This window comes from Marivirga tractuosa DSM 4126, from assembly GCF_000183425.1.
GTDB lineage: Bacteria > Bacteroidota > Bacteroidia > Cytophagales > Cyclobacteriaceae > Marivirga > Marivirga tractuosa.
The window spans coordinates 40,785-60,936 of record NC_014759.1 but is presented as its reverse complement, the minus strand read 5'-3'; the positions used below and the strand labels follow the sequence as shown (position 1 = coordinate 60,936).

The window sequence follows — 20,152 nt, the reverse complement described above, 5'->3', positions numbered from 1 at the left end:
AACAATCATGCAAATAGGCGATAGAGTAAGATTAATGAAAGGCACTGAAGAAGGCATAGTAGTGAAGATGCTAGACAAATCTTTGGTAGAAGTTGAAATAGAAGACGGATTTGCTATCCCTGTATTGGAATCTGAATTGGTTGTGGTTTCTTCTGATGAAAGCACAGCATTTGATACTCCTAAATACGAAAGTCAAAAGCCAACTAAACAAAAAACAGTTTACGAAAAACCCAATCAATTGAAAGGCTTTCATTTAGCTATCATACCTTTAAATGATCATCTTAACAGTATATATTTCCTGAATCCTTCCAAAGAAGATATTCTAATATTAGCCAATGAAGTAAGTGGCAATAATGAAGAGAAAACAATTTTATCGGAAAAAATATTTGCTGAAAAATCCAGTAAAATCACGGAAAGAAATATGGATCATCTCAATACTTGGGCTCCGCTTTCCTTTACCATCTTAACAGAAAACAGCAAATGGTCTATTCCAATAAGACCTGAAAAAATCACCGTTAAAATAAAAGCCAAACATTTCCAAAAAGATAAAACTGAAATTCCATTTCTAAATAAAAAAGGCTATTTAATTCCTTTAAATCAATCTTCAAAAGAAACAGTAGAGCCAGAAAAGATTGATATTGATAAATTAAAAGACAGTCTATTTAAGGGACGGGAAGATATTGAGAATTTTAGAGCAACAGTAAAAAATAATGCTCAAATCCCAGAAATAGATTTACATATAGAAACTATTGACCCTTATTATGAGAACCTACCTAAAGAGGACATTTTAAGAATTCAACTGTCAAAATTCGAGGAAAAACTCAATGAAGCTGTTATGGCTGGTTTAGATGAAATTATCTTTATTCATGGAGTCGGCAACGGAGTTTTGAGAAACAACATTCATAAACTACTATCACAACATCATAATATCCAGTTTTTTAAAGATACTCACAAAGAAAAGTTTGGTTATGGCGCAACTTTAATAAAGATTAAATAAAATTATTTCTAAATTTTATACAATAATTTACTAAATTTGTTATTAAATGAACCTTATTGATTGAGGAATCATTTAAGAATGACTAAGAAAACTTTATAATAACAGCCTTATGAATTTTAATGAATTTATGGAATCATACGCCAACGAAGTAGGTGGGCAATTCCAAGAGTATGACACCAATAAATCGGTAGTTATTTATCCTTTAGGCGGAAATAGATATCAAGCTGTGTTGGGCACTTTAAAGAAGAGTGATATCACCAATAAACCCAGCATAGAATTTACTTCCAAAGTTTGTGAATTCAATACAGGAATTAATCTAGAAAACCTTATCAGAGCAAATGCTACATTTTGTTCAGCACGCTTTGTTTTGGTCGATGACTTTATTAGAGTGGAAGCAGCTATTCTAGAAGAAAGTGCTACAGAAGCTGTATTAAAAGATATCATTGAGGAAGTGGCTACTGTTGCTGATGCTTGGGAACATAAATTAACTGGGCAGGACGTACACTAAACTTGCCCATCTTTCTACACCTTAATTTCAACTAATTTCTTTACTTACTCTTCCAAATCGATTTTTTGGTCTTATTTTTGTCAATTATAATGTATTAAAAAAAATTGCAAGCTGTCTTATCGCTCTCCGATTTATCGGAGGGAGGAAAGTCCGAGCAACATAGAGCACCGTACCTTGAGAAACCAAGGGTCTTGATGTTAAAATCAGGAACAGATAGTGCCACAGAAAATAGGTAGCCATGACATTTGGCTTGTCTAAATCGTTATGGTCATAGTGAAAAGGTGGGGTAAGAGCCCACCGTCTCGTATAGTAATATTCGAGTGCACGGTAAACCTTTCGGGTTGTAAGGTCACATACATTTTTGCTTTCTTGGCTATTTATAGCTGAGGAATAAGGGCTGCTCGTCCGAAAATCCCGAGTATTCGGGGTAGTAAAAAGGGGTAGACTGCGTTAGATAAATGATAAGAGTCCGTCTTTTGACGGAAACAGAACTCGGCTTATAGGCTTGCATTTTTTTATTTATTTTAAAGTATCCAAATTTCAAGAATATGTCCAAAATATTACTGATAGATGATGAAGCCAGCATTCGCCAAACTTTAAAGGAAATACTAGAATATGAAAAATATCAAGTAGAAGAAGTAGCAAATGGCGCTGATGGCTTAAAGAAAATCGAAAATGAGCATTATGACCTTGTGCTTTGCGATATCAAAATGCCAAAAATGGACGGCATGGAACTCCTCAATGCTGTTTATGAAAAAGGTATTGAAATTCCATTTATTATGATTTCAGCACATGGCACAATAGACAATGCCGTGGAAGCTACTAAAAAAGGCGCCTTCGACTTCATTTCCAAGCCACCAGATTTAAATAGATTATTGGTGTCAGTGAGAAATGCCTTGGATAAATCCAGTCTAATGGCCGAAACTAAAACACTTAGAAAAAAGGTTTCCAAAAAGTATGAAATGATTGGCTCTTCTAAAGAATTAGAAGAGGTAAAAGAGACAATAGCAAAAGTGGCTTCCACTGATGCAAGAGTATTGATCATAGGTGAAAATGGTACTGGTAAAGAACTGGTAGCAAGACAAATCCATGAACAAAGCGATAGAGCTAAATCAGCAATGGTAGAAGTCAACTGTGCAGCAATTCCTTCAGAATTGATAGAAAGTGAGTTATTTGGTCATGAGAAAGGGTCGTTTACTTCTGCCGTAAAGCAAAGAATAGGGAAATTTGAACAAGCCACAGGAGGAACCTTGTTTTTGGACGAAATTGGGGATATGCCTTTATCTGCTCAGGCAAAGGTATTAAGAGCTCTCCAGGAAAATAAAATCAACAGAGTCGGTGGAGACAAGGATATTAAAGTAGATGTAAGAATCATTGCGGCTACCAATAAAAATCTCAAAGATGCTATTGAAAATGGTGAATTTAGAGAAGATTTATTCCACCGATTAAGTGTTATTAGAATAAATGTTCCACCATTGAAGGATAGAAAGGATGACATTCCTGAATTAGTTGAGAAATTCCTCAGCGACATTGCAGAAGAACATGGGTCCAAAAAGAAATCAATTGATAAAGATGCTTTAACTCAATTAAAAGAATACAATTGGAGTGGTAATATTCGTGAACTTAGAAATGTGGTGGAGCGACTGATAATATTAGGAGCAGATACAATTACCGCTCAGGATGTAAAAAAATATATTGAATAGCGAGATGATTAAACTGCTTGTTCTTCTAAGCTAGTTTCTTGTTCAGTATCCAAGTCATTAAAAGAATATGTAGGACATGTTTTTTGAGCACAAGCTCCGATGAATAATGCTGATAAAATTACTAATAGAAGTCTTTTCATATCGAAAGCGTTTAAAAATCTTACATTCAAATATAAGCCCATTAATCTAAAATTTAAAATCTATTATTAAATTAATTACATTTTTCAAACACATTTTTAGCTAGAACAAATAGATTCGTCTACCGGAAATCAATCAAAATCGCTTATTGAACTATAATTAAGCTATATTCCAATTTTTATTCAGCACCTTTGACCCATCTAAAAAAATATAGTTTTTGAGCTAAAAAACACTTAGGGGAATACATACTATCAGTAATTTTTTACTTAATTTGATATTTAATGTCAATTCATAATGCTTAGAAAAACGATATTTTTAGTTACGTTTTTTTTGATTTCAATCTGTAATCTAGAAGCTCAATCCAGTGAAGTAGCTTCAGAGTGGAATTGGTTTAAATCTTTGGAAGAACGCATTTCCAATGCTAATGCCGAAGAATTACTGGAAAACAAGCAAGAGGAACTACAATCAGCTAAGGATATTGACAGAACAGATATCGAAAGCAAAGTTTCTAAAGAGCTTGCTTTTATTCACATTCATAAAACCAACAATTTGGAAAAGGCTATGTCTTTGCTCATCCGGGCATTAGACATTGATGAGAAAGCTGAAAACGAGATAGCTTTAATTTTCACATATATTGGCTTTTATCAACTTTTTGAACAAGTTGAAGACTATTACTATGGTAAAGAATTCCTAGAAAAAGCATCTAATCTCCTTCGAAATTTTAACCTCCCTCCTCTTAGACTTTATATTAATCAGAATTTGGGCTATACTTATTACGCAACAGGAGAAACAGGTAAATCCATAGAACAGCATCAAAACATCCTAAAATATGCCCAAACTGAAAGAATACCTCAAATAGAAGCTGAGGCTCATACAGATTTAGCCGATATTTATACAAACGAAAATGTATATGAGAAAGCATTGAACCATTACAAAAGTGCTTTAGAAACCTATAGGAGAATTAAATCAACGCTTTCAGAAGCTGAATGTTTGAATGCAATTGGTAATATATATTTGATGCAGAACAAATCTAAAAAAGCCTATGATAATTACACAGTAGCACTAGACATCTTAAAAAACATCAAGAATGCTGAGGCTCAGTTGGCTTCATTATATAATTCTGTTGGGCGATATTATTTAAAAGAAGATAATCCAGAACGAGCTTTAGCTAATTTAAGAATAGCAAACCCATTAGCTCAGAGTTCTCAAAACCAAGAGTTGGTTCAAGAAACTTACGCTTTATTAAGCAAAACTTATAAGGCACTGGGCAATTTTAAAAGCGCATTAGAATATAGTGAATTATTTAAAGCATTAGAGGATTTCCTTCAAAAGGAAAAAAATGATAGGAGTATACTGAAAATGCAGAGCAGGTATTCTATTAATCAAAAACAAAGCCTTATAGATCAATTAGAATTAAACAGAATTCAAAAAGAGTTTGAACTAGAAGAAGAAAAAAGATTTAAAAACTTCTTGATTATCATGGTAGTACTTATTGCTATTATTCTGATATTAATCCTCACACTTTTTATTTTACAAAGAAAAAATAATTCAAAACTTAAAGCAGCCAACCTTAAAGTAAAGGCCCAAAATGATGAATTAGAAGACTTAAACGCTACAAAAGATAAATTCTTTTCTATTATTGGACACGATTTAAAAGGTCCTTTAAATTCACTGACATCTTTTTCTGGTTTATTAATGAATCATACTAGCAGTTTGAGCACAGAAGAAATTCAAATGCTAGCAAAAGACTTGGATAAATCTTTAAAAAACCTATTCGCATTGTTAGAAAATTTATTGCAATGGTCTCGATCTCAAACTGGAAATATTGAATTCAAAGCTGAAGAATTTGATCTTACTGAAATGCTTGATGAAAATAAAAAGCTGTTAGAAAAACAGGCTGAAAATAAAAAAATCAGTATTGAGGTTAAAAACACAAAAGCTGTTGTGGCAAAAGCTCACCCGAATTCCATCACCACCGTAATAAGAAATTTATTGTCCAATGCCATAAAATTCACTGAAGAAGATGGGCAAATCAAGATGGGTGTTGTAGAAGAAAAGAATAGATATGTGGTGAAAATTGCAGATAACGGAGTGGGGATGCCAAAAGAAGTTGCCAATAAAATCTTCAGAATTGATACTAAACATTCCACTCAGGGAACAGCCAAGGAAAAAGGAACCGGTTTGGGCTTAATTCTTTGTAAAGAATTTGTTGAAAAAAATGGGGGTGAAATTTGGGTAAAAAGTGAAGAAGGAAAAGGTACGATTTTCTCCTTTTCCATTCCTAAATAAGTCTATGCTGCACTAAAAATAAGTACGTTCAGATCAATTATAGTTTAAATTTTCCGCCATTTGCTTAACAGGTAAAATCACTTCAATTGTGGTGCCCTTTTCAAATTCGCTCTGCAAATTTAATTCACCTTCCAATCTTGACACCACTTTTTTCGCCATATATAAGCCCATTCCGACATTGATATCACTCCTTCTTCCCTTAAAGAACACTTCAAAAACTTTCTTTTGTAAATTTTCAGGAATCCCTACTCCGTTATCTTCAAAGTAGATTTTATAGTGGGACGTATCATCCCTTTCAAAGGTGATTTTCAGTTTTGTGTCGTAGTAGTTGTTATGTTCGAATACATTTTCAATTAATTGATAAAACAATCTTTTAAGTAAAGCGCGATCGGAAGTCATGAATCGAGAATCTGCCAAAACTTCAAATTCAATTTTAGCCTTTTTAAAGTCTTTACTTCTTTTCAAGAATACCGATTGGGAAACTTCTTCTATTAATTCATTTAAATCGAAAGTAGTGATATTTAAATCACCATGGAGAATAAAGCTAACTTCCTTAAAATCGTTAAAAATATGCTCAAGCTTATGAACACTTTTTTCTATTAAATGAAAATAATTTATTATGTCTTTATCTTTAGAAGTCATATTTCCAAGATTCACCAATCCTAACACATTGGCAATTGGCCCTCGCACGTCATGAGAAGTTTTATACATGAAATTCGCTAGCTCCGCATTTAAATCCTTTAAATTTAAGTTCGCTTGCTTCAATGGCGTTATGTCTCGCAAAAACTGCTTAAATCCTATGATTCTCTTTTTCTCATCACATAAAAGAGATGTACTGCTTTCCATCCAAACAGGAACATTTGAGCTAGTCTTAAATTCATATTCCGCATCCAAATAAGGAAATTCCTTATTCATTAAAACATTTTTTATTTTTTTATCCTTTGACACCGACTTGGTTTTAAGTAACTGATGAATATTAACACCTATAATATCTTCTTCATCAAAACCTAAAATAGAATAAAACAATTTTGGGGCTTGCATAATATTATGTTCCAGGTCGGTCTCGACAAGCATGACAGAAGTGAAATCCTCCATTTTCTTCCTTAAATTCTCACTCTCTATCAACTCCCATTCGGTCGCAGCCCTTGTTTGCATCTCCCTTTTTATGACCTGAGATTTTCTTCTTACTAGTTTCCGTAAAGAATAGATATATATTACAGCTATGATGGATAGCAAGAAGAATACACTTAAAGACATTAAAACCAATTCCTTATTTTGAGACCACCAACCCTTTTTAGGAGTTAACCATTTTTGAAATAACCGATCATATTCACCAGATGCTTTAACTAATCTTAATCCCCAGTTTAAAGAATCTAGTAGAGCCGAATCTTTTTTATTGACAACAAAGCAGTATTCAGTTATAAAAACAGGATCACTAGAAGATTGAATATTATCAATATTTTCAACTTCCATTTTATAATTTGTGGTCATAAAGGAAGTAATGGCACAATCTGCATCTCCTCTCACTACCGCATCAATTGCTTCAGATTCTGAAGAATAGGTTTGGAGCTCCCTTAAATCCAAGAAACCAAGCTGATTAAAATACTCTTCTACTATTGTAGCTTCCTGAATAGCTACTTTTTTACTAGAAAGACTAAATAAATCTTCTACAGGATCTTTATCAGATCGAGTAAAAATAGAATAATAAACCAAACTAATAGGTCGTGAAAATAATATATTACCCTCTCGTTCTGCAGATTTGAAGTATGCTGCAACATCAAATTCATTTGTTTCCTCTAACTTTCTTCGAATTACTTTCCAATCATCAGGGTAGATGGTAACATTCCAATTCAGTTCATTTCCAATTGCTTTTATGATTTCGACATTAAAACCATCCACATTACCATCCTCATTTAAAAACTCATAAGGCTCATATGTTTTATCAATTCCATAATTAATTGATTTTTGAGGCAAAGTATTATTACTTTTAGCTTGCCCGAACAAAATAAAAGGAAATAATAAGGGTAAAAAAAAGGTTCTGGATAGTAATTTCACTTGTAATGGTTTAACTGTAAGTTATATTTAATACTTAGTTAAATAAATATAAGTTATAATTTTTATAAATAAAACACAACAATATTTTTAAAGTTTAAATAAACTTAAAATAAAAGTTTCAAAAACAAGACAATAGCATTTCACAAATGGTAGAACAAGCAAATACTAACGCTAAATGGAAAGAAAAAGCTTTTAATATTATTTTTAAGGCCGATACATTTTGGGGGAAATTCTTTGATGCGATTTTATTAGTTGCCATTTTTCTTAGTGTATTAGCTGTGGTTTTAGAAAGTGTGGGCAGAATTCGACTAAATTATGGTACTTATTTTTTATGGGCTGAATGGATTTTCACAGGATTTTTCCTTATCGAATATATCTTAAGGATTATCATTGTAAAAAAACCATGGAACTACATTAAAAGCTTTTTCGGAATAGTAGATTTATTGTCAATATTACCTTCTTTATTAGCTTTTGTTTTTGCTGGTGCTCAATCTTTAATGATCATCAGAAGCCTTAGATTACTAAGAATTTTTCGAATTTTTAAACTCACACAATATTTAGGAGAAGCAACTCAACTTTCTACAGCATTAATGGCAAGTAGAAAGAAGATAACACTTTTTATTGCAACCGTTATGATTTTAGTATCAATAATGGGTGCAGTTATGTATTTAATTGAACCACCCGAAAGTGGGTTTACTGATATTCCGAGAGGAATTTATTGGTCAATAGTAACGCTCACTACTGTTGGTTATGGAGATATTGCTCCTATCACTCCCTTAGGTCAAATTGTCGCCTCCTTTATTATGATCATGGGATATGGAATCATTGCAGTACCCACTGGAATTGTAACCTCTGAAATGAATAGGAGTAGATTTAAGGTAGACAGTAGAAGCTGCGAAAATTGTGGAGCTAAGCAACATGGCGATTTTGCAAAGTTTTGTCATAATTGCGGTGAAAAATTACCTCCTATTTCTTAAATCGATTCATTTTTCATCAACATAATTAGCGCTAAAATCGTTGTATCTACATGGAAAATTCAGGAATCAATAGAATAGAAAAATTAAGCTTCCCATGGCAGACACAAGACCCCTTCTTGTTTTGTGTTCATCATGAGGATTTCTTCCCTAAGGGAAATAAAGATTTGGGACCTGCCGCTTCTTTAGAAGGCAGAATGATAGGGCAAGATTTCACCATTAAGGATGGTTGGAGAATGTACCACGGCAATAAAGTGCCAGGCTTCCCAGCTCATCCACATTGTGGCTTTGAAACCGTTACAGCAGTTAGAAAGGGTTTGGTGGATCATTCTGATTCACTGGGAGCAGCTGGAAGATTTGGCAATGGTGATGTTCAGTGGATGACTGCCGGAAAAGGAGTTCAACATTCTGAAATGTTTCCATTATTAAAAGAGAATGAAGAAAATCCATTAGAGCTTTTCCAGATTTGGTTGAACTTACCGAGAGATAGCAAAAAAGTAGAACCCCATTTTGCTATGCTTTGGAAAGAAACCATTCCCATTCACCAGCATAAAGATGCTAATGGTAAATCAACAGAGATTGAAGTAATGGCGGGCAAAGTCGGTGATGAAACAGCTCCTAAACCAGCACCCGATTCTTGGGCAGCAAATCCAGAAAATGAAGTGGCCATATGGCACATTAAAATGGAAGCAGGAGCTGAATTCACATTACCTACCAGCGAAAATAAAGTCAATAGAAATTTATATTTCTTTAAAGGCAAAGATTTTAAATTGAATGATACAGATTTGCCGCACTATCATGGAGCATATCTTGATTCCAGAGCAGATATTAAGTTGAAAAATGGCGAAGAAGAAGCAAGATTATTATTACTGCAAGGAAAACCTATTAATGAACCTGTAGTTCAACATGGACCGTTTGTATTGAATTACCCAGCTGAGGTAAGGGAAACCATTATGGAATTTCAAAAGACAGAATTCGGGGGATGGCCTTGGCCTTCTTACGAGAATGTTCATGATAAAAATAAAGGCAGATTTGCTATACATGCAGATGGAAGAGAGGAAATCAAAGATTGATGCAAGAAGAATTTTTAGAAAATATTTATAAAGAACACCAAAACGCACTGGGCTGTCCATCACCAGACAGCATCATTACATTTTATGAATCCCTTTTGGGATTTATTTTCCCAGATTATGGTAATGAAAAAATATCTGACAAGGGAAAATTAGAAGGTAGGTATGTAGAACTAAAAAATGACTGGCATAATCTATTAGAAAAAAGATGTAAGAGCCTTCAAAAAAAATATCCGGGTGAAGAAGAAGTACTTTTCAATGATTTAATAAAAATAAAATCTGCACTCGAAAAAGACATTAATGCTATTTTTGAAGGTGATCCTGCAGCAAAGAGTCGATTAGAAGTAATCAAAACTTATCCTGGTTTTAAAGCGATTGCCGCCTATAGAATAGGGCATTGCATTTACAATTCAGGATATGTTTTAATTGCTAGGATGATCAGTGAGCATGCCCATAGTAAAACTGGTGTTGATATACATCCTGCGGCAAAAATCGGATCTCATTTTTGCATAGACCATGGAACAGGAATTGTCATTGGGGAAACAACTGATATTGGTGATTATGTAAAAATTTATCAAGGAGTAACGCTTGGCGCCACAAGCGTTCGAAAAGAAAATGCAAGCCAAAAAAGGCATCCCACTATTGGGAATAATGTGGTAATATATGCGAATGCCACCATTTTAGGAGGTAAGACCCATATTGGAGATCATTGTATAGTGGGCGGCAACAGCTGGATTACCAAAAGTCTAGAACCAAATTCGAGACTTTATTATGATTCGGAAAATAAACATTTGTTAAAAAATAATATAGAATGAAAAGCTTTTGCAGCTGAACTTGCTCAAAACAAATTCAATATTATAGTTCCGTTTTCATTTTTGATCCAGCCCAAATTCTATTGTTCAAATTGAGATCATCTACTATCCCTATGACTAAATCCAACATGGAATAATACTCTTCTAAAACCTCCATATTTAAATTTGTCCTGAAAATTCTGGGTTCGAATAAATTCTTATGTTCAGTGATGGCCACAAAAATGCTATTATTAACAAATGAAATGGCAACGGGGTGCTTTCTCTTCTCTCGAAACTCTGTAAGCCTTTTCATCAAGGAAGTAGATAAGATGTAGCGAGCCTCAACTTGATCTTCACCATATACAACAAAATGCTTTTCAAATTCAGGATCCTCAAGCTTCACTATTGGCGGTCTGGTAAAGTTTAAACTCTGTAATTTCTTCCCAATAAATCCTAGTGACCTTTCCAAATAATCGGGGAGTATAAATGTGTTAGTCTTAAACTGCTTATTAAAGTCAGCTTCAAAAAATATCCCTCTAAAAATAGTATGCCATGACTCCTTATTATCCTTTCCGCTTCTCGTTTTAAACTGAGTATGTAGCTCTGAAAATCGACAAAAAGTATCACCTATTTTCCCTTCCACATAGTCCTCACCATAATATCTATCTGGTCTTTGATGAAATAATTTACTTTTTAAATACTGATCTCTTGGAAATTTACTTTTAGCATCATATTTCAACTCATCATTTATGTATTGAATAATAGTTTTAATGACATCTTCTTTATATTTAGGAATGAATTTCTTTCTAAAAGAATAATACTTAACTATCAAGACGATTAGTATGGTAAAAAAAGCAAAAATTGCTACTAAAAATATAATTGAAAATATGGAATTGACTAGTTCACTTTGCTGTTCTACAAGAGTTGAAGAAAAGAGTATTAGAAGAATAAAACCCAAAAATGCAAGATAGATACTGAACTTCTTTTTAAAGTCTTTCCGGAGAATCTCCATTTTGGTAATTTCCGGAACCAATTCAGCCTCATAAAACTCTTCGAAAGAATTCTTGTTATCCATCACTCAAAAATTAGGCATTAAACATATCTTTCGCACTAATATTTTTTCGTTCCGTATCAGGAATTTCAAACCAATCCTTTTTCGTATAATTCATCATGGATGCTAAAATATTGGTCGGGATCATTTGTATCGCATTATTATAATCAGTCACCGTACTATTATATGCTCTTCTCGCGGCAGAAATTTGTTCTTCAGATTCTGTCCAAGCACCTTGTAATTGCAAAAAATTAGTATTGCTTTTTAATTCGGGATAATTTTCAACCGCCACCATGATCCCGCTCATTTTACCGCCAATTTTATTCTCTACGTCAATTTTTTCACTATCAGACAAATTACCGGAAACCGCTTTTGATCTTAATTCAGTAATTTCCGTCAACAGCTCCTTTTCATGTTTCATAAATGCCTTTACTGTATTGACCAAATTGGGAATCAAATCGTATCTCTTCTTCAACATCGCATCTATTGTAGAAAAACTATTCTCAACTTGGTTTTTCTTGTTCACCAGGCTATTATACATCAATATTATAATTAATAAAAGCACTCCAACGGCTATTCCAATAGCTAACATATTTTAAAAAGTTTAAGTAAATGAATAATTATTAGGCTCAATTTATGGATAAAAATAATAATTACAATATTTTATATCGATAAAGTCATATAAAATTCCCGGATAAATTTCGAACAGTTAAATTGATCGCTCGTTTGTGTTATCATTAACTCAAATTCATTTTAATAACTATTATTAATGTTTGTAGAAGATTTAGTGGGCAACACCCCAATAGTAGAATTAAAAAATATTCCTACCAATAAAAATGTTAAGATTTATTGCAAATTAGAAGGGCAAAACCCAGGGGGAAGCGTGAAAGATCGTGCAGCCTTGGGAATGATTGGTGCCGCTTTGAAAAGAGGTGACATAAAACCTGGGGATAAATTGGTGGAAGCCACTAGCGGGAATACTGGAATTGCCTTGGCCATGATTGCCAAGCTAAAAGGCCTCCACATGACCTTGATTATGCCTGAAAATTCCACTGCCGAAAGAATACAAAGCATGGAAGCTTATGGTGCTGAGGTAATTTTAACTAAAGCAGAAGGCACTATTGAGTATTCTAGAACGGTTGCTGAGGAAATGGCAGCAACAGGTGAATATTATATGCTTAATCAATTTGGGAATCCTGATAACTACAAACAGCATTATAAAACTACAGGACCTGAAATTTGGAAAGACACCAATGGTGAAATCACCCATTTTGTGTCTGCCATGGGAACTACCGGTACTATTATGGGGGTTTCGCGCTTTTTAAAAGAACAAAATCCCAGTATTCAAATTGTGGGCACCCAACCTACTGATGGCTCCAGAATACCCGGGATTAGAAGATGGTCGCCAGAATTTTTACCCAAAATATTTGAAGCTGATAGAGTAGATAAAACCATTGACATTAGCGAAGAAAATGCCACTAAAATGACCCAAAGAATGGCGAAAGAAGAAGGCATTTTAGCTGGAATGAGCAGTGGTGGAGCATTATATGCTGCTTTACAAATTGCTGAAGAAATTGAATCGGGAGTTATTGTTTGTATCACCTGCGATCGTGGTGACCGGTATTTGAGTTCAGGTTTGTTTAAGACTTAAACTCAACCTCTTTCACCATTAAGCCTGAAGCTGCTGCATTCAGTTTCGTGAAATTAGGGGGATTTCCTTGCAGGGCATGTTCAAGATCTTGCAGGGAAATTTCATTCCTCCCAATCCTAATTAATGCCCCCATCATCATGCGGACTTGGTAGCGCATAAATCCTTTTCCTTTTACGATAAACACATAACTTTTCTCCGGAAAAAAACTAGCTCTTAATGCTGTGTTCTCCTCTATCCTACTCTCCTTTATTTCACGGACTATACTTTTATTTTCTGCATCCCCTACCATGAAATGTCTAAAATCATTTTCCCCTTCAAAAAGCCTAGCCGCTTCCTTCATTTTTGAAATATCTAGGGAATGATGAATACAATTCATTAAAGGTGCTGCAAAAGGGTACTTTTTGTTAACCGAGGCAAAATAATACTGATAGGTTTTTAAGCGTACATCTTGAATGATATTGAACTTACTATCTACTATTTCAACATTAAGGACATTTATATCAGCCGGTAAATTTTCATTCAACTCCCGTGCAAAAGATTCCAAATCTAATGCTTGATTAGTGAATAACTCAAAATATGCAGACTCAGCTGAAACCATAGCATCCGTTCGGCCAGCTCCGAGTATTTTAAATTTCTCGCCCTGAAATAGAAAATTGAGGGTCTTTTCTAGCATTCCCTGGAGTGTTTTTAAACCATGTTGAAATTGCCACCCATGGTAACGAAAGCCCAGATATTGAATTTCAACTAAATAGAAATGATTAAAGCGAGAAGCCATTGAGATTTATTTGCAAAGTTCGGCATTTATTTCACTATGTCCCCTATTAGCTTTGCAATTCCAAGCTTTTTTGATGTCCATCACTTGCCAAATGCTTCCGCCCAATTTCAGTTCAATACGGAAATATTGGTCATTTACAGAATCATCTTGCAAATTTTTCTTTTCAATCATTACCACTGTATGAGTAATCAACTCATTGCCCGATTTGCTTTTAGCTAGAATCTTCACTTCCGGGCTAATCATTTGCTGTCCGGCTATCTTAATAGCAATTGTAATTGGGCTATAAGCCCAGCTCAAACGCATCGTATTGGCTTTCTCAATTGATTTATTGATTTCTTCGATTTCAATATCCTCCCCCTTTTCAAAAACTTGTTGCTCTAAATCCCAAAGAGGATCTTGATTGTTTTCTTCCGAATCATTTTGTCCGCAAGACAAAACAAAAAATGAACTAAGGACTAGTAAAAAGTTTAAGCGCATAAGATATATTATATGGATTCTAAAATTAATTTACACAAAGGATACACATTTGATTCTGAATTTCAGCTTGATTCCAATGGTTCTCATGTAATTGTTAATAGACTCTACTTAGTAAAATATTTTCAATTTTATGGATTTCTTTTCCCCTTCCAGAAGGAATTTTGCATCCTTGTATTTTGGTGCACTAAAAGTATTGACGGCATCATTGCTTGCTCCGTAGCCTTCTTCTGGCGCACCAACAAAGTTAGTATCCATTTCTTCATTATCATTCTCATCATGAAGAAAAACCACAGCATATTCACCTTGCGGTAAATTTTTAATGCTAATAAAGTGAGTCTTGTCAGTTACCTTAACTTTTTTATTAACAATTGCATTATCCTCATTTTCAGGGAAATCAGTGGCATTATCAAATACGGAAATTAAAACATGTCCCTTTGTGTTGCGAAATTCACTAATTTCTAATTCAAGTGTCGATGTTGAAGGTTGAACAAATAAAGAGAACAGTACTATTAAATATTGGCTTAAAATCATGACTAAGGTTTTATGGTTAACAACATTTTTTCCATATCAATGTTTACTTTACCAAAACGTTCCAATACATCAAAGCTGATGAGCATTGACCGTGAAATGTCTTCCGAGACAACGGCTTCGAGCTTAGTTAATTGCCCTTCGCCCACAGCTAAAGAATTTAAGATAAATGTATGCGGAGGTTCAAAGGCTTTCTTATCATCAATAAACTGATAATAATTTCCTTCTTTCCATTCTTTATAGCCCAGCGTTTTGGTTTGAATCAATGTCTTTGCAATATCCTTTGACACAATTACTTCCTGACTAGTCTTTTCCAGCCCAACATAAATCTTCAAAACATCATTGACCATAACTGGAATTTCAACAGTACCTGAGTCGCTAAGCTGAATAGGAATAGAAATGTCATTTCTTTTAAAAGCCTCATCTAAAAAAACTTTATCCATATCTGTAGGTTCTTTGGCTTCTTCAGGATAAATCATTTTAAATTCATCAATTGACCAGTCAGACCAATAGAGGATAAACTTTTTATTGCCAAACACAATCTTAATATCCTCAAGGTTGGGTTTGGTAGGTTTGCCAGCATTCCTCCTTCCTTCATACATTTCTCCGGATTTGGCTATCATTCCTTTTAGATCGCCATAAACCCAATGCTCTAAACCACCTTCAAGGTAAACCAATTTAAAAACATCCTCTGCTTTTGCAAGTGCGATGGAATAAGACCTGTTATTGGCTGATAGGGAATAAACCCCTTCAATAGGTTCTCTACCAACACTTTCCCATTTCTGTTTTAAGCTATCTAATTCAAATTGGGCATGAGTCATTAGCGGGATCGCCAAAATAAAGCTGATTATCAATAAATGTTTCATGGTTCGTTTATGGTCTGTTAAGATTTGTCCAAATATAGACTCAATTAAGCGAATTAGAAAAATATGTTTATTTGAATTCATACTGTTTACTGATTATCCAAATAAACTTATGTAAAACACTATAAACTCATCATTTCTTATTGCCAATTATAAAAACTGTGGTAGCAAATCAATTATCTAAATTAAAAATTGTTAGTTTTGTCCCCATTCACTAAAAAATTGACTGATTGAACTATAAACTTTATGCAAGAAGTAAATAATTTCCTCATTTTTATTGACAGTTTTATAGGGAGTGCCACTTGGTTTCCTTATGCCCTCTTAGGTACGGGTTTATTTTTCACCATTTATTTAAAGTTCCCGCAGATACGGTTTTTCAAACATGCGGTGAAAATCGTAAGTGGAAAATTTGACAGAAAAGATTTACCAGGAGATACTTCTCACTTTCAAGCTTTAGCAACTGCCTTGTCAGGAACGGTAGGAACCGGGAATATTGCGGGTGTTGCATTTGCCATCCACTTAGGAGGGCCTGCAGCCCTTTTTTGGATGTTGGTAACAGCTGCAATAGGTATGTGTACTAAATTTGTAGAAGTTTCACTTTCTCACAAATATAGAACAAAGCTAAGTGATGGTACTATGGCGGGTGGCCCGATGTACTACATGAAAAACGCCAATTTCACTTTCAATGGCAAAAAGGTAAATTTAAAATGGTTAGCAGCTATTTTTGCTTTTGCAACTGTTTTATCATCCTTTGGAACAGGTAGTTTACCTCAGATCAACAGTATTTCTAGCACGCTTTTAGCGACTTTCGGTATTGACCAAGTTGTTACTGGTGCTGTTTTGGCTGTGCTTTTGGCATTAGTGATCATTGGAGGAATTAAAAGAATAGCAGCAGTTACGTCAAAATTGGTTCCGGCAATGGCTATTATTTACTTTATTGGAGCTTTTGCTGTTATCCTTTTTAATTACGAAAACATCATTCCTTCCCTGATGGCGATTTTCGGGGATGTATTTACTGGTTCTGCCGCAACTGGTGGTTTTATTGGTGCCAATATTGCCTATGCATTCAATAGAGGGGTGAACAGGGGTTTATTCTCCAATGAAGCAGGCCAAGGTTCTGCTCCGATCGCTCACGCTTCAGCAAAAGCTAATGAACCACTTTCTGAAGGTATGGTGGCTATTTTAGAGCCTTTTATCGATACCATTATAATTTGTACTGTTACGGGTTTAGTATTGCTTTCATCTGGAGCTTGGAATGAAAAGCATATTAATAAATTTGAGTATTCGGAAATAGAAATATTGGAAAAGCAATATGTGGAATCCAATGAAGAACATAAAAACAAAATCTATCTCCACATCAATGATGAAGAAAAACTTCCTACCTACTCGGGTGAATTAAAAGTTGTAGATGGAACCATTCAAAATGATGATTTCACCTTTATTCACAGTAGAAGCTTTGCCGATAACATAAAGGTTTATAAGGATGAAGGTTTATTAACAGATGAACTCTTCACTGGCTCGGTTAACATAACAAACGGTAAGGTATCGGATGACAGACCGATCAAATTTATTGGAGAATCATTGGTTCATAGTGCACCCCTAACTGCTCTGGCTTTCAAAAGAGGGTTCTTTGGAGATTGGGGCCAATATATAGTATCGATAGGATTGTTATTGTTTGCATTCAGTACAGCCATTAGTTGGTCTTACTATGGAGATAGGGCAATGACTTATTTATTCGGTCCTAAGTCAGTTATCTATTATAGAGTAGTTTACGTGGTGGCATTCTTCTTTGCTGCTTTCCAAGACACTACCATAATTTGGACATTATCTGCTATCACTATAGCCTTGATGACTATACCTAACTTAATAGGTATTTTATGGCTAAGAAAAGATATGAAGAAAACGATCGGGGAATATGGAGATTTCTTTGAAGAAAATTTTCCAGGGGAAAATCATCCGAAGTTTAAATAAAATCTTGATTCTGATGAAAAAATTAAAGGCTGTCCTTTTTGGGGCAGCCTTTTTTATAGATCTTCCATAAAATCAATATTTAGAGTTGAACCTTAAATCAGAATACTTTGTAGAAATTTTTATTTCCTGATGACATAATGAAATCTGCTTTTGTCAAAAGTCTTGTTAAAAAAGCATTGTTTTCATCTTCTAACTGATGACTTCCTTGGTAAACGATTTCATCATTTTCACCTAATACTACAATGATTTCAGTGTTTTCACATTCTAAAATTCCTTCTTCTCTTAAATTGGCTTCAAGTTTATCAAATTTACTATCCAATTCTAATAGACTAATCATTTCATCATCCGAATAAAATGGATTAGTGGACATTTCTTCTGAACTTGCAGAAGCTGTTACGTTAATTGCTAATCCCATTATTAAGGTTAAAGCAATCATTTTGGCGGTGGTCTTAATAGTTTTCATTTTTTTTAGATTTTTTGTTAAAATATTATTTTGTTATTGTTTCTATAGCTAAGACGCTGCCAAAAATTGAATAGTTGCAGATATGCGTTTAAACGCATTAAAAAGGGTTTTATGGGTTTTAGGAAATGAAAAAGTGTTCACTAATGAACATAAAAAATCCCAAGTGCGGACAATTATCTTACATATTGATTGAGACTATTCATTACTGAACCATAGTATCCGCTACCAAATAAATTCAAATGGACCAGTAAGGGGTAAATATTGTAAAGCGAAATCCTATCTTGAAATCCGGGATCTAATGGAAAGTGGTGATGGTATGCATCATAGAATTTGCTATCAAAGCCACCAAAAAGATGAGTAAAAGCAATATCGGTTTCCCTAAAATTATAATGAATGGATGGATCAATCAAATAAGGGGTATTCTTCTCTCCTATCATAAAATTACCGCTCCATAAATCTCCATGAACTAGAGATGGTTTGGTGACGGGTAGAATTGTATCTAGCTTTTGAAATAAATTTTCGAATAAACTGAGTTCTTTTGAAGCAAAATACTGATGTTGCTGAGCCAACCTAATTTGAGGTTTTAGTCTTTGATGAATGAAAAATTCAATAAAATCATCCCTTTTTTCATTGCTTTGAGGTAAGCTGCCGATAAAATTATCTTGATGCCAGCCATAATAAGGGGCTGGCTTTTGATGCATTGCTGCTAATTGCTTTCCAAAATTCTCCCAAGCATTTGCAGTTTTTAATCCGCCTTGGATGTACGACATAATTAACACTTCATACCCATCCATTTGCTCAAAGGCTATTACTTCTGGTGTGGCAATACAATTAAATTTAGCTATTGACTTAAGTCCACCTACTTCCTTTTCAATTATACCTTCTACTTCATTATTATATTTTATAAAAAAATCCTTTCCATCAACTGAATAGCGATAAGCATGATTAATACTTCCTCCACCCACGGGGTTAAACTGTTTGATTTGCTTATGATGTAGTGAATTCAAAAACTTAATAATAGAATTTGGAAGCATAAATAAGTCTTTATTCTTATGATAATTTATTGAAATTAATTTACTTACAAAACAGTAAAGAAGTCAAAAAAAATGTGCGTAATTCACGGTTGTTTTAATATGCATCAAGCTTGTTTTGGTAAAAAAATCAAAACGGGACAAAAATTATAAACATATAGACCTCACTTTAATTCTTTAAGTTAAAGTTCTTAAAATATATAGGAAATGAAAATATCCATGATAGTGGCAAAGGCTAATGATAATGCCATAGGAAAAGACAATGATATGATTTGGCACCTGCCAGATGATTTAAAATATTTCAAAGACAAAACTAGAAACCATCATATCTTGATGGGGAGAAAAAACTTTGATTCTCTGGGCGAGAAATATCAGCCTTTACCCAAAAGAGTGAACATCGTCATCACCCGAAATAAAGATTGGGAGCATGATGGCGTAAAAGTATTTCATGACATTAAAGATGGAATTGAATTTGCCAAATCTAATAATGAAGAGGAGTTGTTTATCATAGGAGGTGGTCAAATCTATAAGCAAGGTTTAAAATATGCGGATAGGATGTATATCACAGAGGTTGATGCAGAATTTCCCGATGCAGAAGCTTATTTTCCCGAATTTGACAAATCACAGTGGAAAGAATTAAGTAGAGAACACCACCCTAGGGATGATAGGCATGCTTTTGAATTTGACTATGTAGTGTATGACCGGAAATAGCTTTTTTTCCTAGCTTCAAAATCCTTCCCTTTGTAAAAGAATTTACTTATAACTATATTTATTAACTTATGTAATTACATAATAATATTTTTATAGTTTATTTTTT

20 protein-coding genes and 1 other RNA gene are annotated in these 20,152 nt (G+C 34.0%); 11 read left to right on the top strand and 10 right to left on the bottom strand.

What is annotated here, in order from left to right; genetic code table 11:
* Positions 1-7 precede the first annotated feature (7 nt).
* The 4 genes from FTRAC_RS00260 to FTRAC_RS00250 all read left to right on the top strand — a co-directional run bounded on the left by FTRAC_RS00260 (position 8) and on the right by FTRAC_RS00250 (position 3,208).
* Positions 8-997 (top strand): Smr/MutS family protein, encoded by a 990-nt coding sequence (locus FTRAC_RS00260; protein WP_013452220.1) that lies wholly within the window; start codon positions 8-10, stop codon positions 995-997.
* Between the two features lie 109 nt (positions 998-1,106).
* Positions 1,107-1,505 (top strand): hypothetical protein, encoded by a 399-nt coding sequence (locus FTRAC_RS00255; protein ID WP_013452219.1) that lies wholly within the window; start codon positions 1,107-1,109, stop codon positions 1,503-1,505.
* A gap of 103 nt (positions 1,506-1,608) precedes the next feature.
* Positions 1,609-2,021, top strand: an RNA gene (gene rnpB, locus FTRAC_RS19545) — RNase P RNA component class A.
* Positions 2,022-2,053: 32 nt separating this feature from the next.
* Complete coding sequence (locus FTRAC_RS00250) at positions 2,054-3,208, top strand: sigma-54-dependent transcriptional regulator (RefSeq protein WP_013452218.1); 1,155 nt, start codon at positions 2,054-2,056, stop codon at positions 3,206-3,208.
* An 8-nt stretch (positions 3,209-3,216) separates the two neighbouring features.
* On the opposite strand, the gene FTRAC_RS20060 is transcribed toward FTRAC_RS00250, so the two are convergent.
* Complete coding sequence (locus tag FTRAC_RS20060; protein ID WP_262492798.1) at positions 3,217-3,348, bottom strand: putative periplasmic lipoprotein; 132 nt, start codon at positions 3,346-3,348, stop codon at positions 3,217-3,219.
* A gap of 328 nt (positions 3,349-3,676) precedes the next feature.
* On the opposite strand from FTRAC_RS20060, the gene FTRAC_RS00245 reads away from it, so the two are divergent.
* Entirely contained in the window at positions 3,677-5,635 is a 1,959-nt protein-coding gene (locus tag FTRAC_RS00245) for a tetratricopeptide repeat-containing sensor histidine kinase (RefSeq protein ID WP_185094422.1), read from the top strand.
* 33 nt (positions 5,636-5,668) lie between these two features.
* Here the strand turns inward: FTRAC_RS00245 and FTRAC_RS00240 are convergent, their stop codons facing one another.
* Positions 5,669-7,690, bottom strand: a complete 2,022-nt coding sequence (locus FTRAC_RS00240) for a transporter substrate-binding domain-containing protein (protein WP_013452215.1) — start codon at positions 7,688-7,690, stop codon at positions 5,669-5,671.
* A 146-nt stretch (positions 7,691-7,836) separates the two neighbouring features.
* Here FTRAC_RS00240 and FTRAC_RS00235 point away from each other — a divergent pair, with 146 nt between their 5' ends.
* Genes FTRAC_RS00235 through epsC form a run of 3 tightly spaced genes read left to right on the top strand, consistent with a single transcriptional unit; the run spans position 7,837 to position 10,549 of the window.
* Positions 7,837-8,667, top strand: coding sequence for an ion transporter (locus FTRAC_RS00235; RefSeq protein ID WP_013452214.1), 831 nt, complete (start codon positions 7,837-7,839; stop codon positions 8,665-8,667).
* 50 nt (positions 8,668-8,717) lie between these two features.
* Positions 8,718-9,737, top strand: coding sequence for a pirin family protein (locus FTRAC_RS00230; RefSeq protein ID WP_013452213.1), 1,020 nt, complete (start codon positions 8,718-8,720; stop codon positions 9,735-9,737).
* Positions 9,737-10,549: a serine O-acetyltransferase EpsC gene (gene epsC, locus FTRAC_RS00225; RefSeq protein ID WP_013452212.1), complete on the top strand. Its 813-nt coding sequence runs from the start codon at positions 9,737-9,739 to the stop codon at positions 10,547-10,549. The genes FTRAC_RS00230 and epsC overlap by 1 nt, the downstream gene beginning before the upstream one ends.
* A gap of 40 nt (positions 10,550-10,589) precedes the next feature.
* Here the strand turns inward: epsC and FTRAC_RS00220 are convergent, their stop codons facing one another.
* Together FTRAC_RS00220 and FTRAC_RS00215 are read right to left on the bottom strand one after the other, a co-directional pair.
* Entirely contained in the window at positions 10,590-11,600 is a 1,011-nt protein-coding gene (locus tag FTRAC_RS00220; protein WP_013452211.1) for a DUF3137 domain-containing protein, read from the bottom strand.
* A gap of 10 nt (positions 11,601-11,610) precedes the next feature.
* Positions 11,611-12,168 (bottom strand): LemA family protein, encoded by a 558-nt coding sequence (locus tag FTRAC_RS00215; RefSeq protein WP_013452210.1) that lies wholly within the window; start codon positions 12,166-12,168, stop codon positions 11,611-11,613.
* A gap of 177 nt (positions 12,169-12,345) precedes the next feature.
* On the opposite strand from FTRAC_RS00215, the gene cysM reads away from it, so the two are divergent.
* The gene (gene cysM / locus FTRAC_RS00210; protein WP_013452209.1) at positions 12,346-13,227 is read left to right on the top strand and encodes a cysteine synthase CysM; all 882 of its coding nucleotides are present in this window, start codon (positions 12,346-12,348) and stop codon (positions 13,225-13,227) included.
* On the opposite strand, the gene truA is transcribed toward cysM, so the two are convergent.
* From truA to FTRAC_RS00190, 4 genes are all read right to left on the bottom strand, one after another.
* On the bottom strand, positions 13,217-14,002 hold the full coding sequence (gene truA / locus FTRAC_RS00205) for a tRNA pseudouridine(38-40) synthase TruA (protein ID WP_013452208.1): 786 nt from the start codon (positions 14,000-14,002) through the stop codon (positions 13,217-13,219). The two genes, cysM and truA, sit on opposite strands and share 11 nt — an antisense overlap.
* Before the next feature lie 6 nt (positions 14,003-14,008).
* Entirely contained in the window at positions 14,009-14,479 is a 471-nt protein-coding gene (locus tag FTRAC_RS00200) for a hypothetical protein (protein ID WP_013452207.1), read from the bottom strand.
* Positions 14,480-14,587: 108 nt separating this feature from the next.
* Positions 14,588-15,010 carry a DUF2141 domain-containing protein gene (locus FTRAC_RS00195; RefSeq protein WP_013452206.1) on the bottom strand — a complete coding sequence of 141 codons (423 nt, stop codon included), beginning with the start codon at positions 15,008-15,010 and terminating at the stop codon, positions 14,588-14,590.
* Positions 15,011-15,012: 2 nt separating this feature from the next.
* A complete protein-coding gene (locus tag FTRAC_RS00190) occupies positions 15,013-15,954 on the bottom strand; it encodes a hypothetical protein (protein WP_013452205.1) in 942 nt (313 codons plus the stop codon).
* Between the two features lie 162 nt (positions 15,955-16,116).
* On the opposite strand from FTRAC_RS00190, the gene FTRAC_RS00185 reads away from it, so the two are divergent.
* Positions 16,117-17,841, top strand: coding sequence for an alanine/glycine:cation symporter family protein (locus FTRAC_RS00185; RefSeq protein ID WP_013452204.1), 1,725 nt, complete (start codon positions 16,117-16,119; stop codon positions 17,839-17,841).
* 97 nt (positions 17,842-17,938) lie between these two features.
* On the opposite strand, the gene FTRAC_RS00180 is transcribed toward FTRAC_RS00185, so the two are convergent.
* The gene (locus FTRAC_RS00180; protein WP_013452203.1) at positions 17,939-18,304 is read right to left on the bottom strand and encodes a hypothetical protein; all 366 of its coding nucleotides are present in this window, start codon (positions 18,302-18,304) and stop codon (positions 17,939-17,941) included.
* A gap of 173 nt (positions 18,305-18,477) precedes the next feature.
* Positions 18,478-19,338 (bottom strand): fructosamine kinase family protein, encoded by an 861-nt coding sequence (locus FTRAC_RS00175; RefSeq protein ID WP_013452202.1) that lies wholly within the window; start codon positions 19,336-19,338, stop codon positions 18,478-18,480.
* Between the two features lie 204 nt (positions 19,339-19,542).
* Between FTRAC_RS00175 and FTRAC_RS00170 the strand changes: the two genes are divergently transcribed.
* Complete coding sequence (locus tag FTRAC_RS00170) at positions 19,543-20,046, top strand: dihydrofolate reductase (protein ID WP_013452201.1); 504 nt, start codon at positions 19,543-19,545, stop codon at positions 20,044-20,046.
* Positions 20,047-20,152: the final 106 nt, after the last annotated feature.

Coding starts and splice junctions, on each gene's coding strand:
- FTRAC_RS00260 (WP_013452220.1), top strand. CDS start 8: ATGCAAATAGGCGATAGAGTAAGATTAATGAAAGGCACTGAAGAAGGC.
- FTRAC_RS00255 (WP_013452219.1), top strand. CDS start 1,107: ATGAATTTTAATGAATTTATGGAATCATACGCCAACGAAGTAGGTGGG.
- FTRAC_RS00250 (WP_013452218.1), top strand. CDS start 2,054: ATGTCCAAAATATTACTGATAGATGATGAAGCCAGCATTCGCCAAACT.
- FTRAC_RS20060 (WP_262492798.1), bottom strand. CDS start 3,348: ATGAAAAGACTTCTATTAGTAATTTTATCAGCATTATTCATCGGAGCT.
- FTRAC_RS00235 (WP_013452214.1), top strand. CDS start 7,837: ATGGTAGAACAAGCAAATACTAACGCTAAATGGAAAGAAAAAGCTTTT.
- FTRAC_RS00230 (WP_013452213.1), top strand. CDS start 8,718: ATGGAAAATTCAGGAATCAATAGAATAGAAAAATTAAGCTTCCCATGG.
- epsC (WP_013452212.1), top strand. CDS start 9,737: ATGCAAGAAGAATTTTTAGAAAATATTTATAAAGAACACCAAAACGCA.
- FTRAC_RS00220 (WP_013452211.1), bottom strand. CDS start 11,600: ATGGATAACAAGAATTCTTTCGAAGAGTTTTATGAGGCTGAATTGGTT.
- FTRAC_RS00215 (WP_013452210.1), bottom strand. CDS start 12,168: ATGTTAGCTATTGGAATAGCCGTTGGAGTGCTTTTATTAATTATAATA.
- cysM (WP_013452209.1), top strand. CDS start 12,346: ATGTTTGTAGAAGATTTAGTGGGCAACACCCCAATAGTAGAATTAAAA.
- truA (WP_013452208.1), bottom strand. CDS start 14,002: ATGGCTTCTCGCTTTAATCATTTCTATTTAGTTGAAATTCAATATCTG.
- FTRAC_RS00200 (WP_013452207.1), bottom strand. CDS start 14,479: ATGCGCTTAAACTTTTTACTAGTCCTTAGTTCATTTTTTGTTTTGTCT.
- FTRAC_RS00195 (WP_013452206.1), bottom strand. CDS start 15,010: ATGATTTTAAGCCAATATTTAATAGTACTGTTCTCTTTATTTGTTCAA.
- FTRAC_RS00190 (WP_013452205.1), bottom strand. CDS start 15,954: ATGAATTCAAATAAACATATTTTTCTAATTCGCTTAATTGAGTCTATA.
- FTRAC_RS00185 (WP_013452204.1), top strand. CDS start 16,117: ATGCAAGAAGTAAATAATTTCCTCATTTTTATTGACAGTTTTATAGGG.
- FTRAC_RS00180 (WP_013452203.1), bottom strand. CDS start 18,304: ATGAAAACTATTAAGACCACCGCCAAAATGATTGCTTTAACCTTAATA.
- FTRAC_RS00175 (WP_013452202.1), bottom strand. CDS start 19,338: ATGCTTCCAAATTCTATTATTAAGTTTTTGAATTCACTACATCATAAG.
- FTRAC_RS00170 (WP_013452201.1), top strand. CDS start 19,543: ATGAAAATATCCATGATAGTGGCAAAGGCTAATGATAATGCCATAGGA.